Source organism: Pedobacter zeaxanthinifaciens, from assembly GCF_003313335.1.
GTDB classification, from domain to species: Bacteria; Bacteroidota; Bacteroidia; order Sphingobacteriales; family Sphingobacteriaceae; genus Pedobacter; species Pedobacter zeaxanthinifaciens.
This window is the reverse complement of sequence record NZ_QMHP01000009.1, coordinates 162,676-185,352: the sequence shown is the minus strand read 5'-3', so window position 1 is coordinate 185,352 and position 22,677 is coordinate 162,676. Positions and strand designations below refer to the sequence as shown.

11 protein-coding genes are annotated in these 22,677 nt (G+C 40.7%); all 11 read right to left on the bottom strand.

What is annotated here, in order from left to right; all coding sequences use genetic code 11:
* Window position 1: 1 nt before the first annotated feature.
* The gene (locus tag DUT68_RS14375) at window positions 2-2,482 is read right to left on the bottom strand and encodes a T9SS type B sorting domain-containing protein (RefSeq protein WP_113638908.1); all 2,481 of its coding nucleotides are present in this window, start codon (window positions 2,480-2,482) and stop codon (window positions 2-4) included.
* 13 nt (window positions 2,483-2,495) lie between these two features.
* A complete protein-coding gene (locus tag DUT68_RS14370; protein WP_113638907.1) occupies window positions 2,496-3,572 on the bottom strand; it encodes an endo-1,4-beta-xylanase in 1,077 nt (358 codons plus the stop codon).
* A gap of 240 nt (window positions 3,573-3,812) precedes the next feature.
* Window positions 3,813-5,633: a glycoside hydrolase family 2 protein gene (locus DUT68_RS14360; protein ID WP_113638905.1), complete on the bottom strand. Its 1,821-nt coding sequence runs from the start codon at window positions 5,631-5,633 to the stop codon at window positions 3,813-3,815.
* A 9-nt stretch (window positions 5,634-5,642) separates the two neighbouring features.
* A complete protein-coding gene (locus DUT68_RS14355) occupies window positions 5,643-7,391 on the bottom strand; it encodes a RagB/SusD family nutrient uptake outer membrane protein (protein WP_113638904.1) in 1,749 nt (582 codons plus the stop codon).
* Window positions 7,392-7,395: 4 nt separating this feature from the next.
* The gene (locus DUT68_RS14350) at window positions 7,396-10,434 is read right to left on the bottom strand and encodes a SusC/RagA family TonB-linked outer membrane protein (RefSeq protein ID WP_113638903.1); all 3,039 of its coding nucleotides are present in this window, start codon (window positions 10,432-10,434) and stop codon (window positions 7,396-7,398) included.
* A gap of 65 nt (window positions 10,435-10,499) precedes the next feature.
* Window positions 10,500-12,188: a RagB/SusD family nutrient uptake outer membrane protein gene (locus DUT68_RS14345; RefSeq protein ID WP_113638902.1), complete on the bottom strand. Its 1,689-nt coding sequence runs from the start codon at window positions 12,186-12,188 to the stop codon at window positions 10,500-10,502.
* A gap of 6 nt (window positions 12,189-12,194) precedes the next feature.
* Window positions 12,195-15,371, bottom strand: coding sequence for a SusC/RagA family TonB-linked outer membrane protein (locus DUT68_RS14340; protein WP_113638901.1), 3,177 nt, complete (start codon window positions 15,369-15,371; stop codon window positions 12,195-12,197).
* A 323-nt stretch (window positions 15,372-15,694) separates the two neighbouring features.
* Window positions 15,695-19,828, bottom strand: coding sequence for a hybrid sensor histidine kinase/response regulator transcription factor (locus DUT68_RS14335; RefSeq protein ID WP_113638900.1), 4,134 nt, complete (start codon window positions 19,826-19,828; stop codon window positions 15,695-15,697).
* A 148-nt stretch (window positions 19,829-19,976) separates the two neighbouring features.
* Entirely contained in the window at window positions 19,977-20,960 is a 984-nt protein-coding gene (locus DUT68_RS14330) for a PorP/SprF family type IX secretion system membrane protein (protein ID WP_113638899.1), read from the bottom strand.
* Window position 20,961: 1 nt separating this feature from the next.
* Window positions 20,962-21,801, bottom strand: coding sequence for a T9SS type B sorting domain-containing protein (locus DUT68_RS14325; protein ID WP_157960872.1), 840 nt, complete (start codon window positions 21,799-21,801; stop codon window positions 20,962-20,964).
* Window positions 21,802-21,903: 102 nt separating this feature from the next.
* Window positions 21,904-22,656 (bottom strand): hypothetical protein, encoded by a 753-nt coding sequence (locus DUT68_RS14320; RefSeq protein WP_113638897.1) that lies wholly within the window; start codon window positions 22,654-22,656, stop codon window positions 21,904-21,906.
* Window positions 22,657-22,677: the final 21 nt, after the last annotated feature.

Sequence of the window (22,677 nt, the reverse complement as noted above, 5' to 3'; positions counted from 1 at the left end):
GTTAGTTGTTAATCATTGTTAAGGAACCTTTCTTTTTAGGTAAGCCCGCTCCAAAATCAATGATGTAGTAATAGCTATCTTCTTTTAATGAAGATCCCGACACCCTGCCATCCCAATCGTTTTGATATCCTTTTTTAGTGAAAATGATACGACCAGTTTTATCGAAAACCTTTACTATACTCTCTGGGTACATGTCGATGTTTTTGATGATCCAATAATCATTGATACCATCTCCGTTAGGTGATACTAAATTTGCAGCCGTTACGATTTCATAATTATCAGCTACGCTTAAAGTAAACTCAGCTATTGACGTACAGCCACCAGCATTGGCTACCGTAACCTTGTAAGTGGTATTAGTTGTTGGCCGTACTGTAATGCTGGCCGTGTTAGTTGCGCCAACAATACTGCCATTGGCTTCCCATTGGTAGCTTGTTCCTCCGGTAGCGGTCAATCTAACAGCTACACCTTTATCCACACTATTACCCCTATCGGATGTGATTGTTACTATTGGGAAAGCGTAAACAGTTAGTTTGAAGTTCTCCACGAAACTATCTACACCACCATTAGCAGTACCACCGTTATCTTTTAAGGTAAGGGCAATGTTGGCTTCGCCAGAGGCATTTGCATTTAAACGGTACCTAATTTCGCCGTTACCTGCTCCTGTTAAATTCACTTGCAGACTTTGAAACATCGTAAGCTGATCGCTAGTGATTGTTGCAGTTAATGTTTGCCCCGCCTCTGGACCAGCAGTAATACCGGTTAATGCGATTATTCTTTCCTCTGTTCCTGCACAAGCACCGGTGTTGCCTATGGTATTGATAGTTGGTGCTTCGTTTACATCCAAAATGCTTACTGTGAATGTTTTTTCGAAGATGAAACTTGTTGCAGAAGTTGCCCTAATCCTTATTTGATACGTTTGCTGCGCTTCGTAATCTAACAGAACATCGTTTTGTAAAGCATTGCCTACGATTCTGAACTTTGCATTGTCAGCACTTCCATTTCCAGCTACTAGCGTATAAGTTACCCCTGTGGTAGTTGTTGGCTGTACAGTAAGTGTACCTACCAAAGTGCCTGCTGGCCGGTTTTCGTAAACCTGTTGTGCCGCTAAACTCATATCAGTAACCATACCAGCGCCAAGTTCTGCCGAGGCTGGGTTAGTGTAAATGGTAAAGGTTGAGCCTTCTACTCCCCTAACTCGGTAGTAATAGGTATTACCTGCAGTAATGGTGTTGTCAATGTAAGTAACTACATTTTGTGCTGTAGTGGTGAGTAAGCTATAATTGGTACCATCAGTTGAACGTTCAATTTGAAAACCACTTTCTGTAGTTGAATTATCTAACCAATTTAAGCGAACTTGAGTTAACGAAATGACATTTGCTGTTAAAGTAGATGGTGCTTTGCGATAACCTGGTGTCATGGTTACTCCTCTAAAAGAAGTATTTGCCGGAGCGGTAGCAATTAAAACCGGGGTTTCTGTAAGCTGTTTAGTATCGTCGTTATCATCGTTAAAAATATCAGTAACCGAGTAAAGACGTGAATTTTGAGTACCAGGTGTACCTAAAGTCGTGAAATACAATCTCACCCCAGTTCCATCAAACTTTGCTGCTAAATTTTTTGTGGTCGCTGGAACGGTGATACTTCCCAAAGAAAGCCAATCGGTACCGCCTGCGTTACTTCGGTATTTTCTAATTACAGGTGCCGAGCCAGTAGCATCGCCATCATCGATAAGATAAACAATGGTACGACCGTAAGCCCTAAAAGCGATTGCTTGATGAACATTAAATGGCCTAGCTGTAGAAGGAAAATTGGGTGTAGTTGCAAAAGTAACCGATGAGGTAGGCAATGGCGATGCGCTGGCCAACACAGGCTGCGAACTTCCGCCAATTGGGGCGAAAATACGAACACTTTCCACACCATTATATACTGTTTCGGCAATGGACAACACTCGTGGTGCTGCCTGCCCTGCCGAAACTCTTGTTCCTGCGGTAAGTGTTCCTAAAATTTTGTAGAATACACCGTTCTGGTAACCGTTGTAGTAAACGGAAGTACCTTCAACTACGGCTGAGCGTGGCGCTCCAATATCATCAGTAACTAAAGTATTGGCATTGATTGCACCAGCAGAATTTACAGTGGCAATAACAAATTGATTGGTTTGCGTGGGGTGCCTACCGATTAGCGAAAGCACTTCACCATCTCTAGACAAAGCTGGAAAACCTTCAGTTTCGTAAGCGCCTGCGCCTGTAAGCCCCAAGCCCTCCATACCAATATTACTGCCTACGCTAGTTCTTGGCACTGTGATGGTGCGAACTAGTTGCCCAGTTTTCGGATTATATTCATCGATAAAAACCGGCACTTTAGCACCATTTGCAACAGTACTGCCATCGCCATAACGGTACACCACCACATTATCAGAGCTAAATTGACCGAAGGCAAAGTTTAAGGTGGCCAATGCTAAAGCAGCCGATAAAATTATTTTCTTCATTTTAAGGATTGATTTACTTTACACCATCTAAAATGCCTTGATAAGCTGCTTTTCTGTTGTAGTTATCATCAAAAGGCAGTGGCCAGTCAGGTCGGTTATACTCTCCCCTAATCCAACTATCTGAATCGCCAACGTTCCAAGTGGTAATGCCAAACTGCTGATTTTTGGGAATGGCATTATAGGTGCGTACAATGAATTCGTACTTTGCTTTTTGCTGTTCAGCTAAGCCAGCAGTATAGGTTAAATCTTGAATGTTATCCGGGTTCATTGCAATATCCAACTCTGCGATGTGCACTTTTAATCCGGTAGCAACGGCTGTTGAAATAGCGGCAGCTAAATTGGCATTAGATTGCGTGTAACGGGTGTGCATTTGCAAACCGATACCGTGAATTGGAACACCTTTTTGAATTAAGCTATTCACTAGGTTAATGATGCCCGTTCTTTTAGTAGGGCCATATTCGTGACCATAATCGTTATAAAACAACAAAGCATCAGGATCAGCCTGATGGGCATAAATGAAACTTTTCTCAATATATTCTGGGCCTAGCTTTTGCAACCAGATGCAATCTCTTAAAGTGCCATTTTCGGCCACCGCCTCATTTACCACATCCCAAGAAGCTACCTTTCCTTTGTAGCGAGTAACTACGGTTTGGATATGATCTTTAAGCAATTTATCCCAAGCAGCAGCATCACCTTGGTAATTAAGCACCCAAGTAGGCGGATTTTTATACCAAATTAAGGTGTGTCCATGCACACGTTTACCGTTTTGCTGTGCGAAATCAACGAAGTAATCCGCTTCTGACCAAGTGTAAGTGTTTTCCGATGGATGCAACTGCGCAAACTTCATTGCATTTTCGGAGGTCAAACTGTTGAATTCCTTAATCACAACGTTGCGATAAGCAGCCTTTGAACGAAGCAAGCCATTATTTACCGCAGCGCCAAACTTAAATGGCAAGCTAGCTTGTAAAGTCACGCTTTCATCTACCGGAATAGTAAGTTCCGGTGATGGAAAAACCGGATCATTTTGACCTTTCAAGCAACCGCTGGAAACTAATGCGAGCGTTACTAGTAAAATGCTATATCTTTTCATCTTTTTAATTGGTTTTTATTTTTTGGTTGTTTGGTTAGTTGGTTGTTTGGATTTTTGGTTGTTTAGTTGTTTGGTTGTTTGGTTAATAGGTTATTTGTTAACTGTTAAACCGTACCCAATCCCCAACTCTGACCCCTAACTCCTGATCCCTAGCTACTAATCCCTGATACCTGATACCTGATACCTAACTCCTGATACCTGATACCTGACCCCTAATCCCTGACCCCTAATCCCTGACCCCTACTTATATTTCACTTCAGTTTTATCGTAAAAATCTTTTAAAACATAGAAAGCCTTTTTCTTTTTACCAGATTCCGAAATCAAGCCTTTTCTATTCCAGAAATCTTGAAAAAATGGATGCTGGCGACGTGGCGAACGAAAATCCGTTAAAATCCACGGTGTCATTCCCCTCAATCCAGCCATGGTATTCATAAAAGGGATTTGATGCTTGTAAAGAGATTCCTGGAACTCTTCCGACCAACGTGTATCTTCATCAGCATGATAACCTGCTAGGGCATCTCCCCCAACTTCAGTAATGATGACCGGCTTGTTGTATTTAATTTGAAATTTGTACTTCGAAAGCTCTTTCGGTAACTCCCAGTACCAGCCGCCGTATTGGTTAAAGCTCACCAAATCTAGCTTTTCACCTAGCGGATCATCAACAATGACATTATAGCCTTTACGATGAACTTCCAAAGCCGCACTTACCAAGCGGGTATTATCTAAAGACCTTACTTTATCTGCCAATTTGCTCATAAAAGCATAGCGAGGCTCACTTAATGGCGTTTCGTTACCTATCGACCAAATAATTACCGCAGCTCTGTTTTTATCACGCTCAATTAAATCGGTTAGTTGCTGGGCTGCATTGTTATAAGTTGCTTGGTTTTCCCAAGATATTGTCCAGTACACAGGAACTTCTGCCCAAACTAGCAAGCCCATTTCATCCGCCAAACGATTCATTTCTTCATTGTGTGGATAATGCGCCAATCTTACATAATTACAGTTCAATTCTTTTGCCCACTGCAACATCATACGCATGTCACCCTCGCCACGTAACCTACCAGGAATTAAAGGATTTTCATCATGAATGGAAATCCCTCTTAAAAAGATAGATTTTCCGTTAAGCAAAATATCTTGTCCACGAGTTTCAATGGTTCTGAAGCCAATTTTATCTTCCACTTTATCTGTTGCTGAACTTACGATCACTTGATACAACTTTGGATTTTCTGGCGACCATAAGCTCAGCTTATTAGCAGCAAAAGCTACTTTGGCAATACCATTGGCGTCAGTTTTTGCAGTAGCTTTTAAATCAGCTTCAGGGATAGTAATTTCTACACTTTGTCCTGCACTAGCTTCACTCAATTTTACATAAGCTTCAATTTGCTTCATATTTCCACGAGCTAATTGTACTTTATAATCGGCGATATAGTTGCTTGGCAATTCTGCTAAAAGCACATCACGTGTAATGCCACCATAGTTCCACCAATCGGTGTTAACGGTAGGTATTTCATCTTGCTTGCGGGTGTTATCAGCTTTTACCACAACAAAGTTTTCTCCAGCCTTTAGCTTATCCGTTACTTCAAACTGAAATGGTGTAAATCCGCCTTTGTGCGTACCCAGTTTTTTACCGTTGAGATAAACATGCGCTTCGTAATTTACAGCAGCAAAATAAAGCACGTATCTTTTTCCTTCCTGAGGCTGCGCTATAAACTTATTCCTAAGCCAAATAGTACCTTCGTAAAACTGTAGTTTGTCCACTTGTGAATTCCAATCGCCTGGAACGCTCATGGTTGGCGATAAATCAAAGTTATATTCAATTAATTCTGATTTATTAACCTGTTTTCTATCGTCGTAGAAACCACCTTTACCAGTCTTTGATTGATCAAAAGGCTCATGTCGGTAATCGTAATAACCCATCTCATAAGGGTCGATAATGTAATTCCAACGCCCATTTAAACTAAGGTGTTTGCGGCCAAAGATATTTTGTACCAACTGTGCATTAACCGATATTTGGGTAAGAGCAAGTAAAAGAAATAAGCAGTATTTAAGTAATTTAATCATAATAAAATTTTAATAACCAGTGTTTTGAGCTAATGCAGGTTGACGGTTTACCGTATTTTGTGAAAAAGGATAGAGGTAGTTTTTGTCTAGAAATACACGACGCTCTACTTCAAATCTGGAGTAAGTAGTTGCTCCACTACCATCAATAGTGATGCGCATGCCAGTTACCGGCTTGTTTAAAAATGCATCACCCAATTTCCATCTTCTTAAGTCGTAAAAGCGGTGCCCTTCGAAACATAACTCTACCCTACGTTCGTTTTGAATGCGTTCTCTAATGGCCTCTTTTGTATTAGCGACATAGCCATTTCCTGTTGGATTGGAGGTTTGCAAAGCTGGCATGGCAACGCCGGTTCTAGCTCTAATCAAATTTACCACTCTTAACACTTCAGTGGTGGCGGCTATGCCTTGTGCTTCATTTAAAGCTTCCGCGTAGTTCAGTAAAATTTCTGCATAACGCATTACAACCCAAGGCCTCCGAGCCAAAGTGTTTGACTGCTGGTTCCAAGTAGCAGATTCGCTTAGAAACTTGCGCATGTAATAGCCTGTTTTTGTAGCGTTGATGTTTCTATTCAAACCATCGGCTCCGCCAACATAAGATTGTACTGCCTTACCTTTGAAAACCCTTCCATTGTGGTTAATAGTTAGCGCAAAGCGAGGATCTCTATTGGTGTAAGGATTATTTGGGTTATATAATGTATTGGCAGGATCAGTAATTAAACGGCCGTTGGTAGTTTCAAAGGCATCCACCATTTCCTGCGTTGGATTGGTACGGCCTGTGGCGCCATCATAACTTATTGGCGCTTGCTGCTGTTCAATATCATTTCTATTCTGCGCCCTAGTAGCAAATAGCACTTCCAAATTATAAGCATCGGCTCCGTAATTGAACACATTGGTATAGTTGGTGCGCAAGCTGTGTACATTCAAATCAATAATAGCTTTGGCAGCATCAGCAGCTTGTTGCCACGTTACCCCACTTTGCGCAGCAAAAAGCGGACTAGCGGCGTAAAGTAACATCCTAGATTTTAAACCCATTGCAGCAGTTTTGGTAGCTCTACCATAATCGCCAGTACGCCAAGGATAAGGATTGGCATCAGTCACTGCCTCCCTGGTAAACAATGGCAGTTTGGTAGCTATTGCCTTATCGCAGTCGGCTATAATTTGATCCACACATTCTTTATAAGTGTTTTTCGGCAAGTTCAAATTTTCATCTCTGCTAAAAACACGTGTAGCCAAAGTAACGGCTCCGTAACGTTTTACCAGCTCAAAATGAAACAAGGCACGTAAAAAATAAGCCTGACCTTCCAGCCTACTTTTGTCGTCGGCTACGCTTAAACCATCAGTAGGAATAATCTGACTGCCTTGTAAATTGGCCAAAAACAAATTCACTTTTCTTAGTCCTTCGTACAAGTTGCTGTACTCATCATCTACGGTACGTAGTGGACTCCAAGTGCCATTATTAAAAATACTCAAGGTGGCATTTACGCCAGAGTTAACCGCCTCATCAGTACCAGAAGCCAACATCCCGCCGTTGCCATCAATGCTAAATCCCTCTGGAATGTTAAAGTAAGCACTATTTAATACGCCACGAGCATAAGCATCATTTCCCCAAACCTGCTCTCCGGTAATAGAGCCATCGGTGATAGTACCATCTTGTAAATAAGATTTTTTACAGGAAGAAAACCCTAGCGCCAGCAGAGCGAATACCGTTACCGCCTTAGTAGAAATATGCTTGTATTTATGTATAGAAATTACTGCCATCTTGTTAAAATTTAAGATTTAAGCCCAATGCAAAAGTTGCTAAAGCAGGGTAAGATGAGTTATAGCCCGCATCTGGCATTTCAGGATCTATCGGAAAACCGTCTAGCTTATCGAAAGTGAGCAAATTGAAGCCAGTCACGTAAAATCGGCACTGCGAAATTTTAAGCTTTTTAAGTGTATTGGCCGAAAGTGAATAGCCTAACTCAACATGTTTTAATCTGATAAAATCGCCATTGCGCAACCAAAAATCTGAATTTTGGGTATTATTGGCCCTATCGGTGATGGTTAACCTTGGATATAGAGCTTCATCTGCAGTGGCCTGCGACCAACGGTAGGCGCTAAACTGATTGATGTAACCCGTGTTTGAAGTACCAGCATTAACTAGGGTGTTGATTTGAACCGTACGGCCAGAAACGCCGTGGAATAAGAAGTTGACATCGAAACCTTTGTATTTCACCGAGCCTCCAAATCCAAAATACGAAGTTGGAATATCAGAGTAATTGGTGCTTACAAAATCCAGGTTGTCAATTACGCCATCACCATTGATATCTTTATAGCGAATGTCGCCCGGTTTTACATTACCTGCAAAGCGTTGCACTGGTGCAGCAGCAATTTCCTCTTCCGATTGAAATAAACCTTCGGAAATCAAGAATCTACGTACCGTACCGCTGCCATTTACCACACCACCAATAGGATAACCCTCTTGGCGTTGGTAAGATGGAATGCCTGCTTCTTCGTTCAATTTTAAAATTTCGCTTTTAGCGTAAGTGTAGTTTCCAAAAACGCCGAAAGTGAATTTATTAAGGGTTTTGTTATAGTTCAAGTTAGTCTCAAAGCCTTGATATTGCGCCTCTCCGGCATTAATGTTTACCAATGGTTGGCCAATGATGGACGGCGCCAAATCAGCGGTCAGCAGGTTGGTCCGCTTTTCTCTGAAAATATCAGCGCTTAATGTTAGCGACTGTTTTAAAAACTGTGCGTCAAATCCAACACTGGCTTTAGCTGCTTTTTCCCACGTTAAGTTAGGGTTGCTTAAATCCAGCTGATCAGTATTAGCTACTGCACTGTAGCCCGTTCCGAAGAAATATTGCGAACCGCCACGAGTGAAGTAATCGTTAAACGCGAACCTGCGAGAAGCTCCTATCGCTTCATTTCCAACTATCCCGTAAGATCCGCGAAGCTTCAAATAGTCCACTACTTTGTTCCCTTTCAAAAAGTTTTCTTCACTTACAATCCACCCGGCAGCTAACGCTGGGAACCATCCAAACCTTTTGCCTGGTCTAAAGTTTTGCGAACCGGAGTAAGTTGCAATGGCATCAGCAAAATAGCGCTGTTTAAAGCTGTAAGATAATCGGTTCGAAATGCCTTCACGCTTATCATCTAAACGAGTTGCCGAAGCAGAAACCGCTCTTTGGAAACGCGTTGAAAATTTAAAGCCATGTTCGCCTACGGTTTTATCGTAATCAAAACCACCCCAAAATTCATTGTTACGCAAGTTGGCACTAAATGCACTCGAAGCGTAATTTAACGGTGTTTCTGTACCATAGCCCTGGTAAGAACTACCACCTTGCCATTCGTAAACCATATAGTTTTGGTTGAAACCATAAGTGTACAAACCTGTCATATCGTAGGTATACGCCACATTTAAGGATAAGCCGGGCAATACAGCGTCCAATTTTTGGCGGGCAGTAATGGTAGCCAACAACGTACGGTATACATCAGTCACGTTACCACGGGCCTGCAACATGGCCAAAGGATTGGTGCGGAATAAAGAGCTACCGCCATAAGTTCCATTTGGATTGAGTAAAGGAAAAGCATTTGCAGGTGTGCCGAAAATGGCCGTTAAAAAACTGGTATTACCATCACGTGGATAGCGTAAATTAGATACCCTACCGCCTACATCTAGTGTAACATCAAGTGTTTTATTGATATGGATATCTAAGTTGGTACGGAAGTTATATCTTCTGAAATTGGTATTTGAATTATAATTTGGTGTTTCTCCACCTTTGTATAAACCATCCTGATCGTAAAAACTTACCGAAGTAAAATACCTTGCAAATGCGTTACCACCACTCACGGTAGCTACGTAACGTTGTACAGGCGAAGCTTTCTTTAAAAATTCCGACGTGTAATCAACATCTGGATATAAGTAAGGATCTGATTTAGTGTAGTAGCCTATCAACTGATTTTGAGTGTACTGCGGTGCCTGCCCATCATTTTGGCGTGCCTCATTGTACAAATAGGCATGTGCGTAAGCATTTAGAGGATTAACTAAAGTGATAGGAGTTTGTACACCACCTTGAGCGTCAAAAGTTACTTTGGTTGCACTTGCACTGCCGCGTTTAGTAGTCACATAAATTACGCCGTTAGCGGCATACATGCCATACCAAGATAAAGAGGCGGCATCTTTCAACACGCTGATGCTTTCAACTTCGTTCAAATCCATGTCCACAAAATCACGGGCTACGCCATCAACCAATACCAGAGGTGATTGTCCGCTGTTGTATGACGACCTTCCCCTAATTAAAAAAGTAGCGTCATCAGTACCCGGACGGTTACCTGTTTGCTGAATGTGCAAGCCAGACAACCTACCAGTTAATACATTGTTGAGCGTAGATAAAGGAATTTGTGGCAGCTCTTGTGTATTTACAGTAGCTATTGTTGCGGTTACTTCGCGTCTTTTTCTAATGCCTGATGGGATGTACACGTTGTCATCATCTCCAGCTTCAATTAAAGATTTGATTAGCACCACTGGCTTGGTTTCCGACACCTCATAAGCTGGAATGTATGCCGTGTTATACCCGTTCATTTTAAGAACGATGCGATCATTTGTGTTTACTTGTATGCTAAATTTACCTTCTGCATTGCTGCTTACACCGCTGGTTTTCTCTTGCACAATAACGGCCACACCGGCTATTGGAGCACCTGCTTGGTCAACTACTTTGCCTGTAGCTGTAATTTGTTCGGTTTGTGCCAAAGCGCAAAACGAAGTCACCAAGCTGAGTGTAGAAAGTAAAAGATATTTTGTTAGAAATTTCATCATATTTTCTGTTGTGAACTATTTAAGTATGGAGTTTAAGATCTTTGTTTTAATCAAGTTTAAACTCACTACCAACTCGGATTTTGTTTTAAAATGCCATTACTTTTAAAAATTTCCCTCCTAGGTATTGGATACAAATACATGTAGTCCTCAAATTTTTTCTGATAAATATTTGGCAGTGTGGTAACGGTATAATTGAAGGTTCCATTAGCGTTGCGCACTACATCCATTGCTTTCATTGGCTGGTTAAGCACTTCTTTTGCACGCTTCCATCTTATTAAATCATACCACCTAAAGTCTTCAAAGGCCAATTCCACTGCTCGTTCTTTTACGATGGCTTCTCTTAATTGTGCCTGCGTTAAGTTGGCTGGTAAACTAGGCATACCTGCTCTGCTCCTAATTTCATTTACTCTGGCCATTGCCAAATTGCGATTGGCAACATTATCAGCACTTTCATTTATAGCCTCAGCGTAGTTCAACAATACTTCTCCATACCTGAAAAAGATGAAATTGAAAAGTGCCCTTTGAGTGGCGTTGCGCACATAAACTTCGGGCCACATTTTACGACAGTAGTAACGAGTAGCCGAGTAAATGATGTTATTTGGTCTGAAATCAGCACCGTAAGTATAGGTATCAGTAGTAGCGTTGTATTGCGACCACATGCCCATTTTACGCCCTTGCCAAGACACATCGTTATACAAAATATTGGCGTAAAAACGAGGGTCACGGCCTGCATAAGGGTTTTGTGGATTGTATCCTGAGGCAGCATTGGTAATGGGCAAACCTGTAGCTTGCATGTCGTACAGATCCACATGGTTTTGTGTAGGGTTCATTGAACCTTGCGCACCTCCAGAACCTGGAGACATTACAAAATCCAACAGAAAACCATCAATTACACGTGGTGGACGAATTTTAATCATGATGTACTCTTCGGAGCTTTGTAAGTTCATCAGCTCTGCATAGGATGGATGAAGTTTAAACTTATCGAGTAGCAAGGCTGCCGCATCAGCTGCCGCTTGCCATTTTGCAGTACTGTTATTAGGGTTGTTCAGCGGACTTGCGGCGTAAAGTAGCGCTCTTGCCCTTAAAGCAATGGCGGCAGATTTGGTAGCACGGCCGTAGTTGGAAGCATTGTAACTATCTGACAACATGCTTTCCGCTTGCGTTAAGTCAGCTAAAATAAAGTCCAAACATTCCTGATAAGAATTTCTTGGGATATCAATATTTTCGAAAATGCTTGCTGGTTTGTCAAAAATTGGGACACCGCCAAAACGTTTAATCAACTCAAAATAGAGGAATGCCCTAATGAAATACATTTCGCCTGCAACCCTTACCTGATTGGCTACAATGGTATTAGGTTCGGCGGCTTTCATCCTACTTAGCATCACATTAGCGATTCTAATTCCGGCATAAGCTCTATCCCAAACATCTCCAATATCATTTAGTTGTGCTCCGCCGCGTTCGTAATGATCATGGAACAAACCTTGGTTTAAAGTACGTACGGATACATCGGTGTTACCAGAAACAGCCTCATCTGAAGCTTGAGATGTAGTACCACGATGTGCGTTAAAACGGGCATATTCATCTATCAAATGATTATAAGCGTTATCGGCATAAGCCGCTACCAAAGCGGGATCTTTAAATACTTTTTCCTCGTCCAAATCTGCAGACGGTGTACGGTCAAGAAAGTCCTTTTTACATGAACTAAGTACAAGAGCTACAAAAAGAAAAATAAGGTGATAATATCTGTTTCTCATGTTAAGCTATAGTTGAATGTTTACACCCAAGTTGTAAATTCTTGAGGTTGGATAAATTGATTGTCTCGAAAAGTCGCTGTTGCTAACGTTGATGTTCTCTGGATCGAGATACATTTTGAAGCGAGTCCAAGTAACCAGGTTTTGACCAGTTAAGAACACCCTCAGCGATGAAATTTTTAATGGCTCCAACCATCTTTTTGGAAGGTTGTATGAAATTTCGGCGTTACGCAGTTTAAGGTAAGAGGCATCTTGTAAAATGAAATCATTTAATTGGTAACTGATGAAGGTATTTCCCCTAGAATGTAAGGCTGGCCAAGTTGCGCTAGCGGCAGTTTGTGGCGTCCATCTGTTCAGCATGAACTCATACATTTGCTGTCCGTTGTTTTGTTCGGTCAAAATCACATCTGAGCTAACATTGGTAACACCTTGGAACATTACCGTTACGGAGAAACCTTTGTAAGAAACTCGAGGAGAAATACTGAAAATATATTCTGGAACTCTTGAATAGCCAATAGCTGTTCTGTCGTCGCTATTAATGCGACCATCACCATTGATATCAACGTATTTCAAATCGCCAGGAATTGGACGGCCTAACTCGTTTGGTAAGTAGCTATCAATATCTTGCTGCGAAGTGTAAAAACCGTTGGTTACGTAGCCAAAAAACTGTCCTACCCTTTTGCCCTCTTGTTTTTGGTAACTTGGTGCTCCTACTGGCTCATCTCTACTGATAATTTTGTTGCGGGCAAAAGAAACCTGAGCATTCAAGCCGTAAATTAACTCGCCCTTTTGCTTATTGAAATCAAGTTCAACTTCATAGCCTTTGTTGTAAACCTCGCCTACGTTTAATGCTGGATAGCCTTGACCCAAAGTAGTTAAACCCGAGTTACGCTGCGTTAAAATATCTTTTCGATTTTCATCAAACAAATCGATGTTTAAGGACAATGAGTTTTTAAAGAACTTACTTTCAATACCGATGTTTCTTTTCAAACCTGTTTCCCAAGTAATTTCGGGGTTACCAATGCTGCTGCTTGGCAAATACACCACTGGGTAAGTAACTACACTGGTTGGATCGCCAAAATGTACTGGCATACCCGGACGAGTAAATGCCGGCGTTGATGCCGTAAAACCAGCTGCATTACGTAAATAACTAGTAATGTAAAGGAAACGCTGACCAATTTCATCGCTACCTACCAAGCCATAGCTACCACGTAACTTTAGGTAGCTTAGCCATTTGACATCATCCATAAAAGATTCATTGCTGACGGTCCAACCAGCTGAAACTGCCGGAAAAAAGCCATACTTTAATCCTACCGGAAAGTTTTCAGATCCATTGTAGGCTGCATTGAACTCTGCGAAGTAACGGTCGTTATAATTGTAAGTAATTCTTGAAACTACCCCTTGCGAAGCACGTGGAGGAGCGGTAGTGGCGGTTGAACCTTGTACGTTAATTAGCTGACGGGTGCCTAAAATTAATCCGGTAAAATTGTGCTTGCCAAAGTTGCGGTTATAGTTGAAACCCGCTTGTAAGTTGGTATGAATAGTACCACCATTATCTGCAATCAATCCGCTTAAAGGCTCGTCTCTTGGTCTGTCACCAGCAATGGTAATCTCTTTGGTATCTCTATCAATTACATAAGCAGCCCAAACAGCATTACGGCGTGTGGTGTTTTCAAAATACGAGTCGTAGCCTAAATTAGCTTTGAAAGAAAGTCCTTTTACCAACTTCCCTAAATTATAATTGATGTTAAATGTGCTTTGTACGTTGTTGTAATCATCATTACGTGTTCCCCAACGGGTAAGCACTCCCAGTGGATTCCAAATATTGGTACCAACGCTTGGATTTTGCGCCAACCTTCCATCAGGCAAAGTAACTGGATAAGCAAATGCAGGCACTTGTAAAATACGGGAAATCATGGCCTCTACGTTATCATACGAGAAAGACCCCGTACCTGAACGTAAACCGCTTGGTTGATAACGCTTTTGCAAACGACCACCCAAACGTACACTCACTTCTAAATCCTCCGTAAGTTTGATGTCTAAGTTTGATCTAAAATTGTATCGGTTATAATTTGGAACAGAGTTGATTTGATAAGGGGAGTCGAACTGTTTAAAGATACCATCCTCAAAAAGATAACCCACCGAAGCAAAATATTTCACCATTTTAGTACCACCGCTTACATTAACATTATGCTGCGTTTGCGGATAGTATTTCCTGGTCACATAATCAAACCAATCAATATTTGGATAGCCAATTGGATCGGAACCATCTTTAAATTTCTGCAAAGCCGCATCGCTCCAAGTAACCGAAGTTAGCCCGTCATTCCTGTTGGCTTCGTTAATTAAATAAGCGTTGGAATAGGCATCTAAAGCCTTTGGAATACCGGTGTAAGTTTGTATGCTGGCGTTACCGCTGTAACTTACTTTTGGTTTACCTTCTTTCCCTGATTTTGTAGTGACGATAATAACGCCATTTGCTCCCCTAATACCAAAAGTGGCTGTGGAAGAAGCATCTTTCAGAACGTTGATTGTTTCAATTTCATTTGGGTCGATATCGCCGAAATCTGGTCGTTCGATACCGTCAACTACCACAATTGCACCTGAACCGTTGTAAGTGGCCAGTCCTCTGATGTTAATTACCGCACTATTGGAACCTGGCTGACCGCTACGTTGTACCGCTCCCAGCCCTGGTGTGCGGCCAATCAAACTATTGGTAACGTTGGATGTTGGTGATTGTAAAATTTCTTTGCTGCTAATGGTGCTAATAGCGCCTGTAAGGGTAGATTTTTTCTGCGTTCCGTAACCTACCACAACAACTTCGTTCAAATTAGTGTTGTCTTCTTTCAAGCTTACATTTTGTACGCTTACACCCGCGGCAACCGTAATTTCCTGCGCTGTAAAGCCAATAAAACTGAATATTAAGGTTGCTGGCCCGGCTGGTACCGCAATGGTATATTTACCCTCGCCATCACTAATTGCAGTAGTGCCCGCAGTTCTTAGTTTAATGGATGCACCAGGAATAGGCAAGCCAAGATTATCTTTCACTACGCCTTTAATAGTTCTGTTTTGCGCATAAAGCACATGGCTAAATGCTAGCATCAGCAACAAAAGCAATACTGCTTTGGAGTGAGCAACTATGGATAAACGTGGCGAATAAAAACTAATTTTCTTGTAAAGTAGTATCATTCAATTGGGCTTATATATATGGTTGTTAAAATATACAGTTGTATAGCATGGCTTATGCGACCATAACTAAAGTGGATAGCAGATAAATAATTCCTGACGAGTAAGATGTAGTAATTGTTGAACTTGGTTGTGACACCAAGTGACACCTCGAATGGTTTTGGTTAGGTTGCATCATACAATATTTGGTTGTAGCAAAGATGTAGATACGCTTCAAAAATAGAGGGGTAAAATTGTCCGTAAATAGGGGTAAAATTGTATTTAACGCTGTTTTTGGAGATATTTTTAGTCTGACCTGTGTCTAACAGTTGCTGAGGACAATCCTCTTATTTCGCACCTTTTGCAGCAATATATTCAGAGGGAGAAACTTCGAACTGCTTTTTAAATTCTTTGCTGAAGTATTTCCTGTCGTTAAAGCCTACAGCAAAGGCAATATCTGCAATGCTCATTTGATTTTGCTCCAGCAACAAAGCAGCTTGTTTTAATCGAACCGTTTTTATTAAATCAGCTACAGATAAATTAGTGATGGCTTGAACTTTTTTATACAATACCGTTTTGCTCATTCCAATGGCTTCTACCAAAAAGGAAACATCTAAGTCGGTATTGTCCAGGTTATCCTCAATGAGTTTCATCAACTTTACCAAAAATTTATCATCTGGCGTTTCAACGGCAATTGGTGCCGGATTTAGCAAAATATCCCTTACAAATTTCTGTCGGGAGGCCTCTTTTGTAGCCAAGATATTTTTAACATTTAGCGTTAATACTTGGATGCTAAAAGGTTTAGTGATGTAGGCATCTGCCCCCTTTTCATAGCCATTAACCTGATGAATGTACGCAGCCCTTGCCGTTAGCAAAACCACGGGAATGTGATTGATCCTATCATCCGTTTTAATGCGCCTGCAGAGCTCCAGACCATCCATCTCCGGCATCATTACATCGCTAATAATCAAATCTGGAAGCTCACTTAATGCCAGTTCTAGTCCTTGTAAACCATTTGTTGCTTGCAAAATTTTGTACTGCTCTTTAAACGAATCACTGATAAAATTGCGCAGTTCCGTATTATCTTCAATAACTAAAATGGTATACTTTTGCTCACCTCCTACAGCCTTAGGCGTTGCAATAATACCACCAACCTCCGACTGCAAATAATAATGTACCGGATTATCGCTATTCATGTATTCTGGTATGATCGACTTTTCATCCAAATGGGCGGCACCCAACGGGAGTTTTACCGTAAATACGGTGGTTTTATGGGTTTCGTTTGTGATATCGCTACTTACTTCAATTTTACCCTGATGCAAATCAATGATACTTTTTGACAGCGCTAAACCTATGCCATAGCCACTGTTGGACACTTCATCGTTATAAACCTGAAAAAATTTGGTAAATAATTGATTGATATTTTTCTCCGAAATCCCTTTTCCATTATCAGTAACGCTAATGGCAACTTCATGTTCAAGTTTTTGGATGGCAAAGGTAATTTCCCCACGCTCTGGCGTAAACTTAAACGCATTGGATAACAAATTAAACAATACCTTTTCCAAATGATCTTTGTCGAAATACACTTCCAATTGCTCAACACTACTGTTAAATGAGTAATTGATCTGTTTATCATGTGCTAGATTTTGAAACGATAAATAGATTTCCTCAGCAAAATGCACTATGTTACAAGCAGAGAAACTGAGTTTCATATGGCCACTTTCGGCTTTTCTAAAATCCATCAACTCCGTTACCAAACGCATTAATCTGTTGGCATTTTGCTGTACTTGAACAAGCTGTCGTTTAGCATCGGTTGCCAAACTTGTACTACTCAAAGCTTTTTCTAAAGGCCCTAAAATCAGCGTAAGTGGTGTTCTAATTTCATGCGAAATATTAGTAAAGAAATCTATTTTCATCTGGTGCAGCTCTTCCTGACGTTCTTTTTCTAAGTGCTCCAAATAAAGTTCCTTTTTCAATTTCAGCCTGTTTTTTTGGAACTTATAAATCGTGTTTGCCACATAATAAAGTATCACCGCATAAATTAAATAAGCCCACCAAGTTTGCCACCAGGGTGGTAATACGGTAATAGACAAGCTAATTGGTTCAGTATTCCATAGCCCATCATTGTTAGCTGCCATTACTTTAAAGGTATATTTTCCGGGACTTAAATTGGTGTAATGTGCTTCCCGTTGCGTACCCGAATAATGCCAATCATCGCCTTTTACACCTTCCATTTTGTAGGCGTATTGGTTTTTCTCAGGATTGATGAAATTTAGTGCGGCAAATTTGATGGTAATATAGCCCTCATCGTGCTTTAGCTCCACATGGTCAGCAAAAGTAATTGATTGCTCCAATGGAGAATTAGCGGAATCAATCAAAACAGGCTTATTTCTGACTAAAAAATCAGTGAACGCTACCTTTGGTTTGGTTTTGTTTTTAATTAACTTGTCAGGAAAAAACGAAGTTAGACCGTTGATACCTCCAAAAAGCAACTCGCCACTTTTTAAGCGTAGTGCCGCATTCGTTTGAAATTGATTGCTTGCTAAGCCGTCATCCGCGTTATAATGCGTAACCTCTACACTCTTTGATGTAAAAGGCAAGTCAAATGTTTTAAAATGCAATCGGTATAAGCCATTATCAGTGCTTAACCAAATATCGCCACTCTCGTCTTCTTGTATGGCATGAATTACCTCATCAGTTAGTGTTTCAACTTCGTTCAACGCATAAAACTTACTGGTAATGGGGTTATAATAATTCAATCCACCGCCATCAGTGCCAATCCACAGTCTATCCTTTGCATCCTTAAACAAGGTGATAATACTATTGTTGCTTAAAGTATTCGGCTGATTGCGTTTAATGAAGCGCTTAAATTTATTTTTTCTCCTATCGTAATAGTTTAACCCATTTTGAGTACCAATCCAAATGTTGTTTTGCGCATCTTTATTTAAGGCCACCACAAAATTATCGCTAATGCTGGTAGTGTCTTTGAGTGAGTGCACAAAAGTTTCGTATGAGCCATCGGGATTTAGGTGCCTCAATCCGCCACCGTTAGTGCCCACCCAAACGCCATCCGTTTCGGGAATAATAGAATTGATTAAGTTTTCGCTGAATTTGCCCTGACTTACCGCAAATTTAAAGAACTTGATTTTTTTAGTGGATTTATCAAAATGGCACAGGCCATCAAGCGTACCCACCCAAAGGTTGCCATTGGCATCTTCAGCTAATGATTTTACTCCATTTCTAGTTTGCTTTTGGTCGTTCCTAATATCGAAATAACGATAAGCACCGGTTCTTCTATCCAAATAGTTGATGCCACCGCCGTAAGTTCCTACCCAAAGTGCACCATTTCTATCTTCGGAGATGGCGTTTACCACCAAATGCGATAACCCCAACCGATCTCCTACCCGCTCAGCTATGTTATTGAAATTGGCGTTTGACGGATAGTAAACGTTCAATCCGCCAGCAAAAGTGCCAATCCAAATACCCGAAGCCTCATCCTGCATGATGCTCCAGATGGTATTATCGCTTAAACTCTTTGTATTTAGTGGGCTGTGCGTATGGTTATCAAAGCGTTGTGTTTCGGTATTGAAAATACTTAAACCGTTACGTGTGCCTATCCAAATATGTTTGTTGTCGTAAACATAGATATCCCGAATCCAATTAGAAAGGATACTACTTTGGTTGGCATCTTCGGTACGGAACAATTTCAGTTCGTTATTTTTAGGGTTGTACCTAAATAAGCCAGATGTTTCGGAACCAAACCATAAATTACCTTGCTTGTCTTGCCTGATGACAATAATTTTAGCGCTCATCAAGGCTTTATCATTCGCTATTACGCTTGGTAATGATGTTAACCGTTTGGTTTTGGGATTAAAGCGCTTTACGCCAAGTTTAGATCCTACCCAAATTTGCTTCGATTGATCTTGAAACATGGTAAACGTTACCGAATTGTAAAGACTGCTAGCAGAAGTATCCTTTAAACCGGTGATCTCCCTGAGTTTCCAGTTTAATGTATCTACCTGTTTAATACCGTCAAAAGTGGCCGTCCAAACGTTTTTGTAGCTATCTATTAATACAGATGAAATATAGTTCCTGCCACCTTTTACATCTCTAATATCTACCCTTTTAAACACCTCCGTAGCCGGATTATAAATATTTAAGCCGTTAGATGTTCCTATCCACAACTTTCCTGCTTTATCTTCTACAATGGCATTAATCCTATTGTTGCTAATGCTTTTGGGCTGGTTATTTTGGTGCTGAAAAATGCGAAAAGTATAGCCGTCATACCGTGTTAGGCCTTTCCAACTTCCTAACCATATGAATCCTTTTTTGTCTTTAATTATGGTTGATATAGGGCTTTGCGCCAAACCTTCCCTAAACGACAAATGATTGAAGGCAATAGGTTGTTGTTGCGCTAAAAGAGGACAAATAGCTGAAAGCACTGCACAAAGCAGAAAAAATATGTAACGTCTTAAAATCAAATGGATTGCTTAGTTGCTGTAAATATATTTATTACTGCGTTATTAATGCAATTTACAACAAAAACATTTAAGTATAATTTAATGGCGATAGTTTAAAACTGGCTTTCACAACGAAGATAACTTTAAAGCACTGCCAAGTGTACTTTCTTTAAAAATAACAGAAGTTAATTTTACGTTCTCTTTCATTCATGAAGTTCCAACTTATTGAGATTTCGTGTGTTGAGCCGCTGTAACCCGCCAAACTGCCTATGCTATGGTCATAAGAATAGCCAAGCCTTAGTTTTTCGCTGATAAAAATTTCGGCCATGCCAATAACTGCATTAGAATTTTTAACGTTGCCCACAATTGCAGGTTTATTGTACAGCTTAACGCCCGTTCTGTAACCTGCACCAATCCATAATTTTTGCTTAAAAAGGAAAAACGCGTTCACATCTAAAACTGTTGGTCCCGCGGCATCATCTTTAATTAAAAAGAAAGGCTTAAAATCAATTTCATATTCCACAAGCGGAATTAAAACGCCTCCGGTAAGATAATAATGTGGTTTAGGTGTAGGAAAATTAAAATCTAACTTCCGTTTATCTAAAATGTATTTGCCAATTAAATTGTTAACCGAGGCACCAATATACGCCTTCTCAGTAGAGAAAAACACCCCCGCTCTGATATCAGGCACTAGTTCTTTTACAGCTCCTACTGGAATAAAGTTGTCACCTTGGTCGCCGGGTTCAAGTAAATCACCAAAAATACCAAACTGTTGAAAGCCGGCACCCACACCAAAGGCCAGTTTGGAAGTTTCATCTTCATTAACCGGAAAGCGGTAGGCATAATTAGCAAAAGCAGAAAGGTTTTTTTGAGCACCTAGCTGATCGGCACTTAAAATAACCGACAAGCCCACCCTTTCGTTAGGCATCAGTGCATCCGCAGCTAAAGAAAAACTTCGAGGTGCACCATTAATGCCTGTCCACTGGTTACGATAAGTGGCATTCAAATTTAAGCGTTCCCTGTAGCCTGCGTAAGCCGGGTTGATATAAATCGCATTAAAAATATACTGGCTGTATTGGGCATCTTGCTGCGCAAAGCCACTTAAGCCTGTAAAAACAAATAAAAAGATAATATACCAACTTCTACATGCCATACTATTTATCTCTTAATAAAGTAATGTAACCTGTTGCACTACTAGCAACACCCTCTTTAGATACCAATTTCAGCACATAATAGTAAGTACCTTCGCTTAAGCCTTCACCACTCCAATTGTTCTGATAGTTACCTTCACTTCGGTAAACTTCATTACCCCATCTGTTAAAAATGGCCAAAGTGTTTTCTTTATAAAGCTCAATACCTTCTATTTTGAGCACATCGTTTTTACCATCTCCGTTAGGTGTAATTACATTAGGGACTTTAATGTTACCTACAATTTTTTTCTCATCAGTGGAAGTGTTATTAGCTGGAACTGGATCGGGCAAAGTGCCAGTAATTTTAGCCGTATTGGTAATTATACTTGGCATTTTACCCCGCACCGTAATGACTAAGCTCGCTTCTTCGGAGTTGCGTAGCAAAGGAATTCTCCAGGTAATTAAACCCGCATTGATATTTGCATTGCCAACTGTACTGTTCATACTCACATACTCCAAACCTAAAGGCAGATTATCGGTAACTACAATTTGAGTATCGTCCATTGGCCCATTGTTTCGAGCTTTAATGGTGTAGGTAAACGCTTCATTTGGCCCAACTGGTCTTGTTTCAGATTTTTTAATCACCTCCAGATCTGACGACATTAGAATCACCGTAAAAATGTCTGAAAGATCTGAAGCGCAATTGGTTTGATTGATAGCCCTAACTTGATACTGTCCGCCAAGCGTGGTGGTTAAGGTAGACCGGGTTTCATTAGGCAAAGCACGGCCATCCCTATACCATTGATAAGTGTAACTAGCGTTTGGATTATTAATACCAAGAGTTACTGGCGTGCCATAGGGCACTCTTATCGGGTTTTGGGCTTGCGCTTGGGTACATACGCACCACAATAGCAGCACTAAAACATATGTCAGTCTACCAAACAAAAGCAGCTAAGCTTAAACTACTTAGTTCACCAACATAATTGAAGGTTTACCAGGTCTAGGATTAACAGTAATAGTTTGTGAAGTAGTAGATGAAACGCTACATCCAGTTCCTGCTTTTAACACACCAGTATTAGCTGCCGTTAACGCATAATCCACTTTTGCTGTAAACACATAAGTACCCGCTGTAATGGTATTCAATGTAAACACATTAGTATTTCCTGTACTGCCATTACTTGAACCAATAGATGTAATTGGCGTTACAGCAGTTCCATTAAAAGTAGCCGACCAAGTATAAGCATAAGCAATTCCATCAGGCAAAGCAGATGCTGGCGTACTTGTCGCAGTAATTTGCGAACTAGCGGTTGCACCACTTGCATCACCACAATAGGAAGCATTGGTTGGTGCGCTTAAAGCCAAGGTTTTTGTAGGAAGTTTATACACGTTAAAAGCGTCAGACTGTGGTCCCAAACATCCATCCTTTGATTCGATAGCTGTAGTATATTTATGCAAACCAACGGTTAAGTTAGCTGGAACAGTTAAATCAGTAGAACCTGAAGTACCTGTATAGGTAATTGGCGTTCCAACTGGAGTTCCATCCAAAAACCAGTGTACCTTGTCGTTAGCTACCAAAGTAGATTCCTGTTGTGGACGCAATTTGGCGGTGGCGTCATCACATAAATAAAGGTCATAATAGGTTTGTGCGTAACTGGAAACTACTGCTGTTATCAGCAAAACCAAAGTTACAAGTGCAGTGCGGGTAATTGTTCTTTTCATCTTAAACGAATTTTTACGGTG

Bases quoted from the DNA above. Each gene is read 5' to 3' on its own strand.
- DUT68_RS14340 (WP_113638901.1), bottom strand. From the start codon at position 15,371: ATGATACTACTTTACAAGAAAATTAGTTTTTATTCGCCACGTTTATCC.
- DUT68_RS14350 (WP_113638903.1), bottom strand. From the start codon at position 10,434: ATGATGAAATTTCTAACAAAATATCTTTTACTTTCTACACTCAGCTTG.
- DUT68_RS14360 (WP_113638905.1), bottom strand. From the start codon at position 5,633: ATGATTAAATTACTTAAATACTGCTTATTTCTTTTACTTGCTCTTACC.
- DUT68_RS14370 (WP_113638907.1), bottom strand. From the start codon at position 3,572: ATGAAAAGATATAGCATTTTACTAGTAACGCTCGCATTAGTTTCCAGC.
- DUT68_RS14345 (WP_113638902.1), bottom strand. From the start codon at position 12,188: ATGAGAAACAGATATTATCACCTTATTTTTCTTTTTGTAGCTCTTGTA.
- DUT68_RS14375 (WP_113638908.1), bottom strand. From the start codon at position 2,482: ATGAAGAAAATAATTTTATCGGCTGCTTTAGCATTGGCCACCTTAAAC.
- DUT68_RS14320 (WP_113638897.1), bottom strand. From the start codon at position 22,656: ATGAAAAGAACAATTACCCGCACTGCACTTGTAACTTTGGTTTTGCTG.
- DUT68_RS14330 (WP_113638899.1), bottom strand. From the start codon at position 20,960: ATGGCATGTAGAAGTTGGTATATTATCTTTTTATTTGTTTTTACAGGC.
- DUT68_RS14355 (WP_113638904.1), bottom strand. From the start codon at position 7,391: ATGGCAGTAATTTCTATACATAAATACAAGCATATTTCTACTAAGGCG.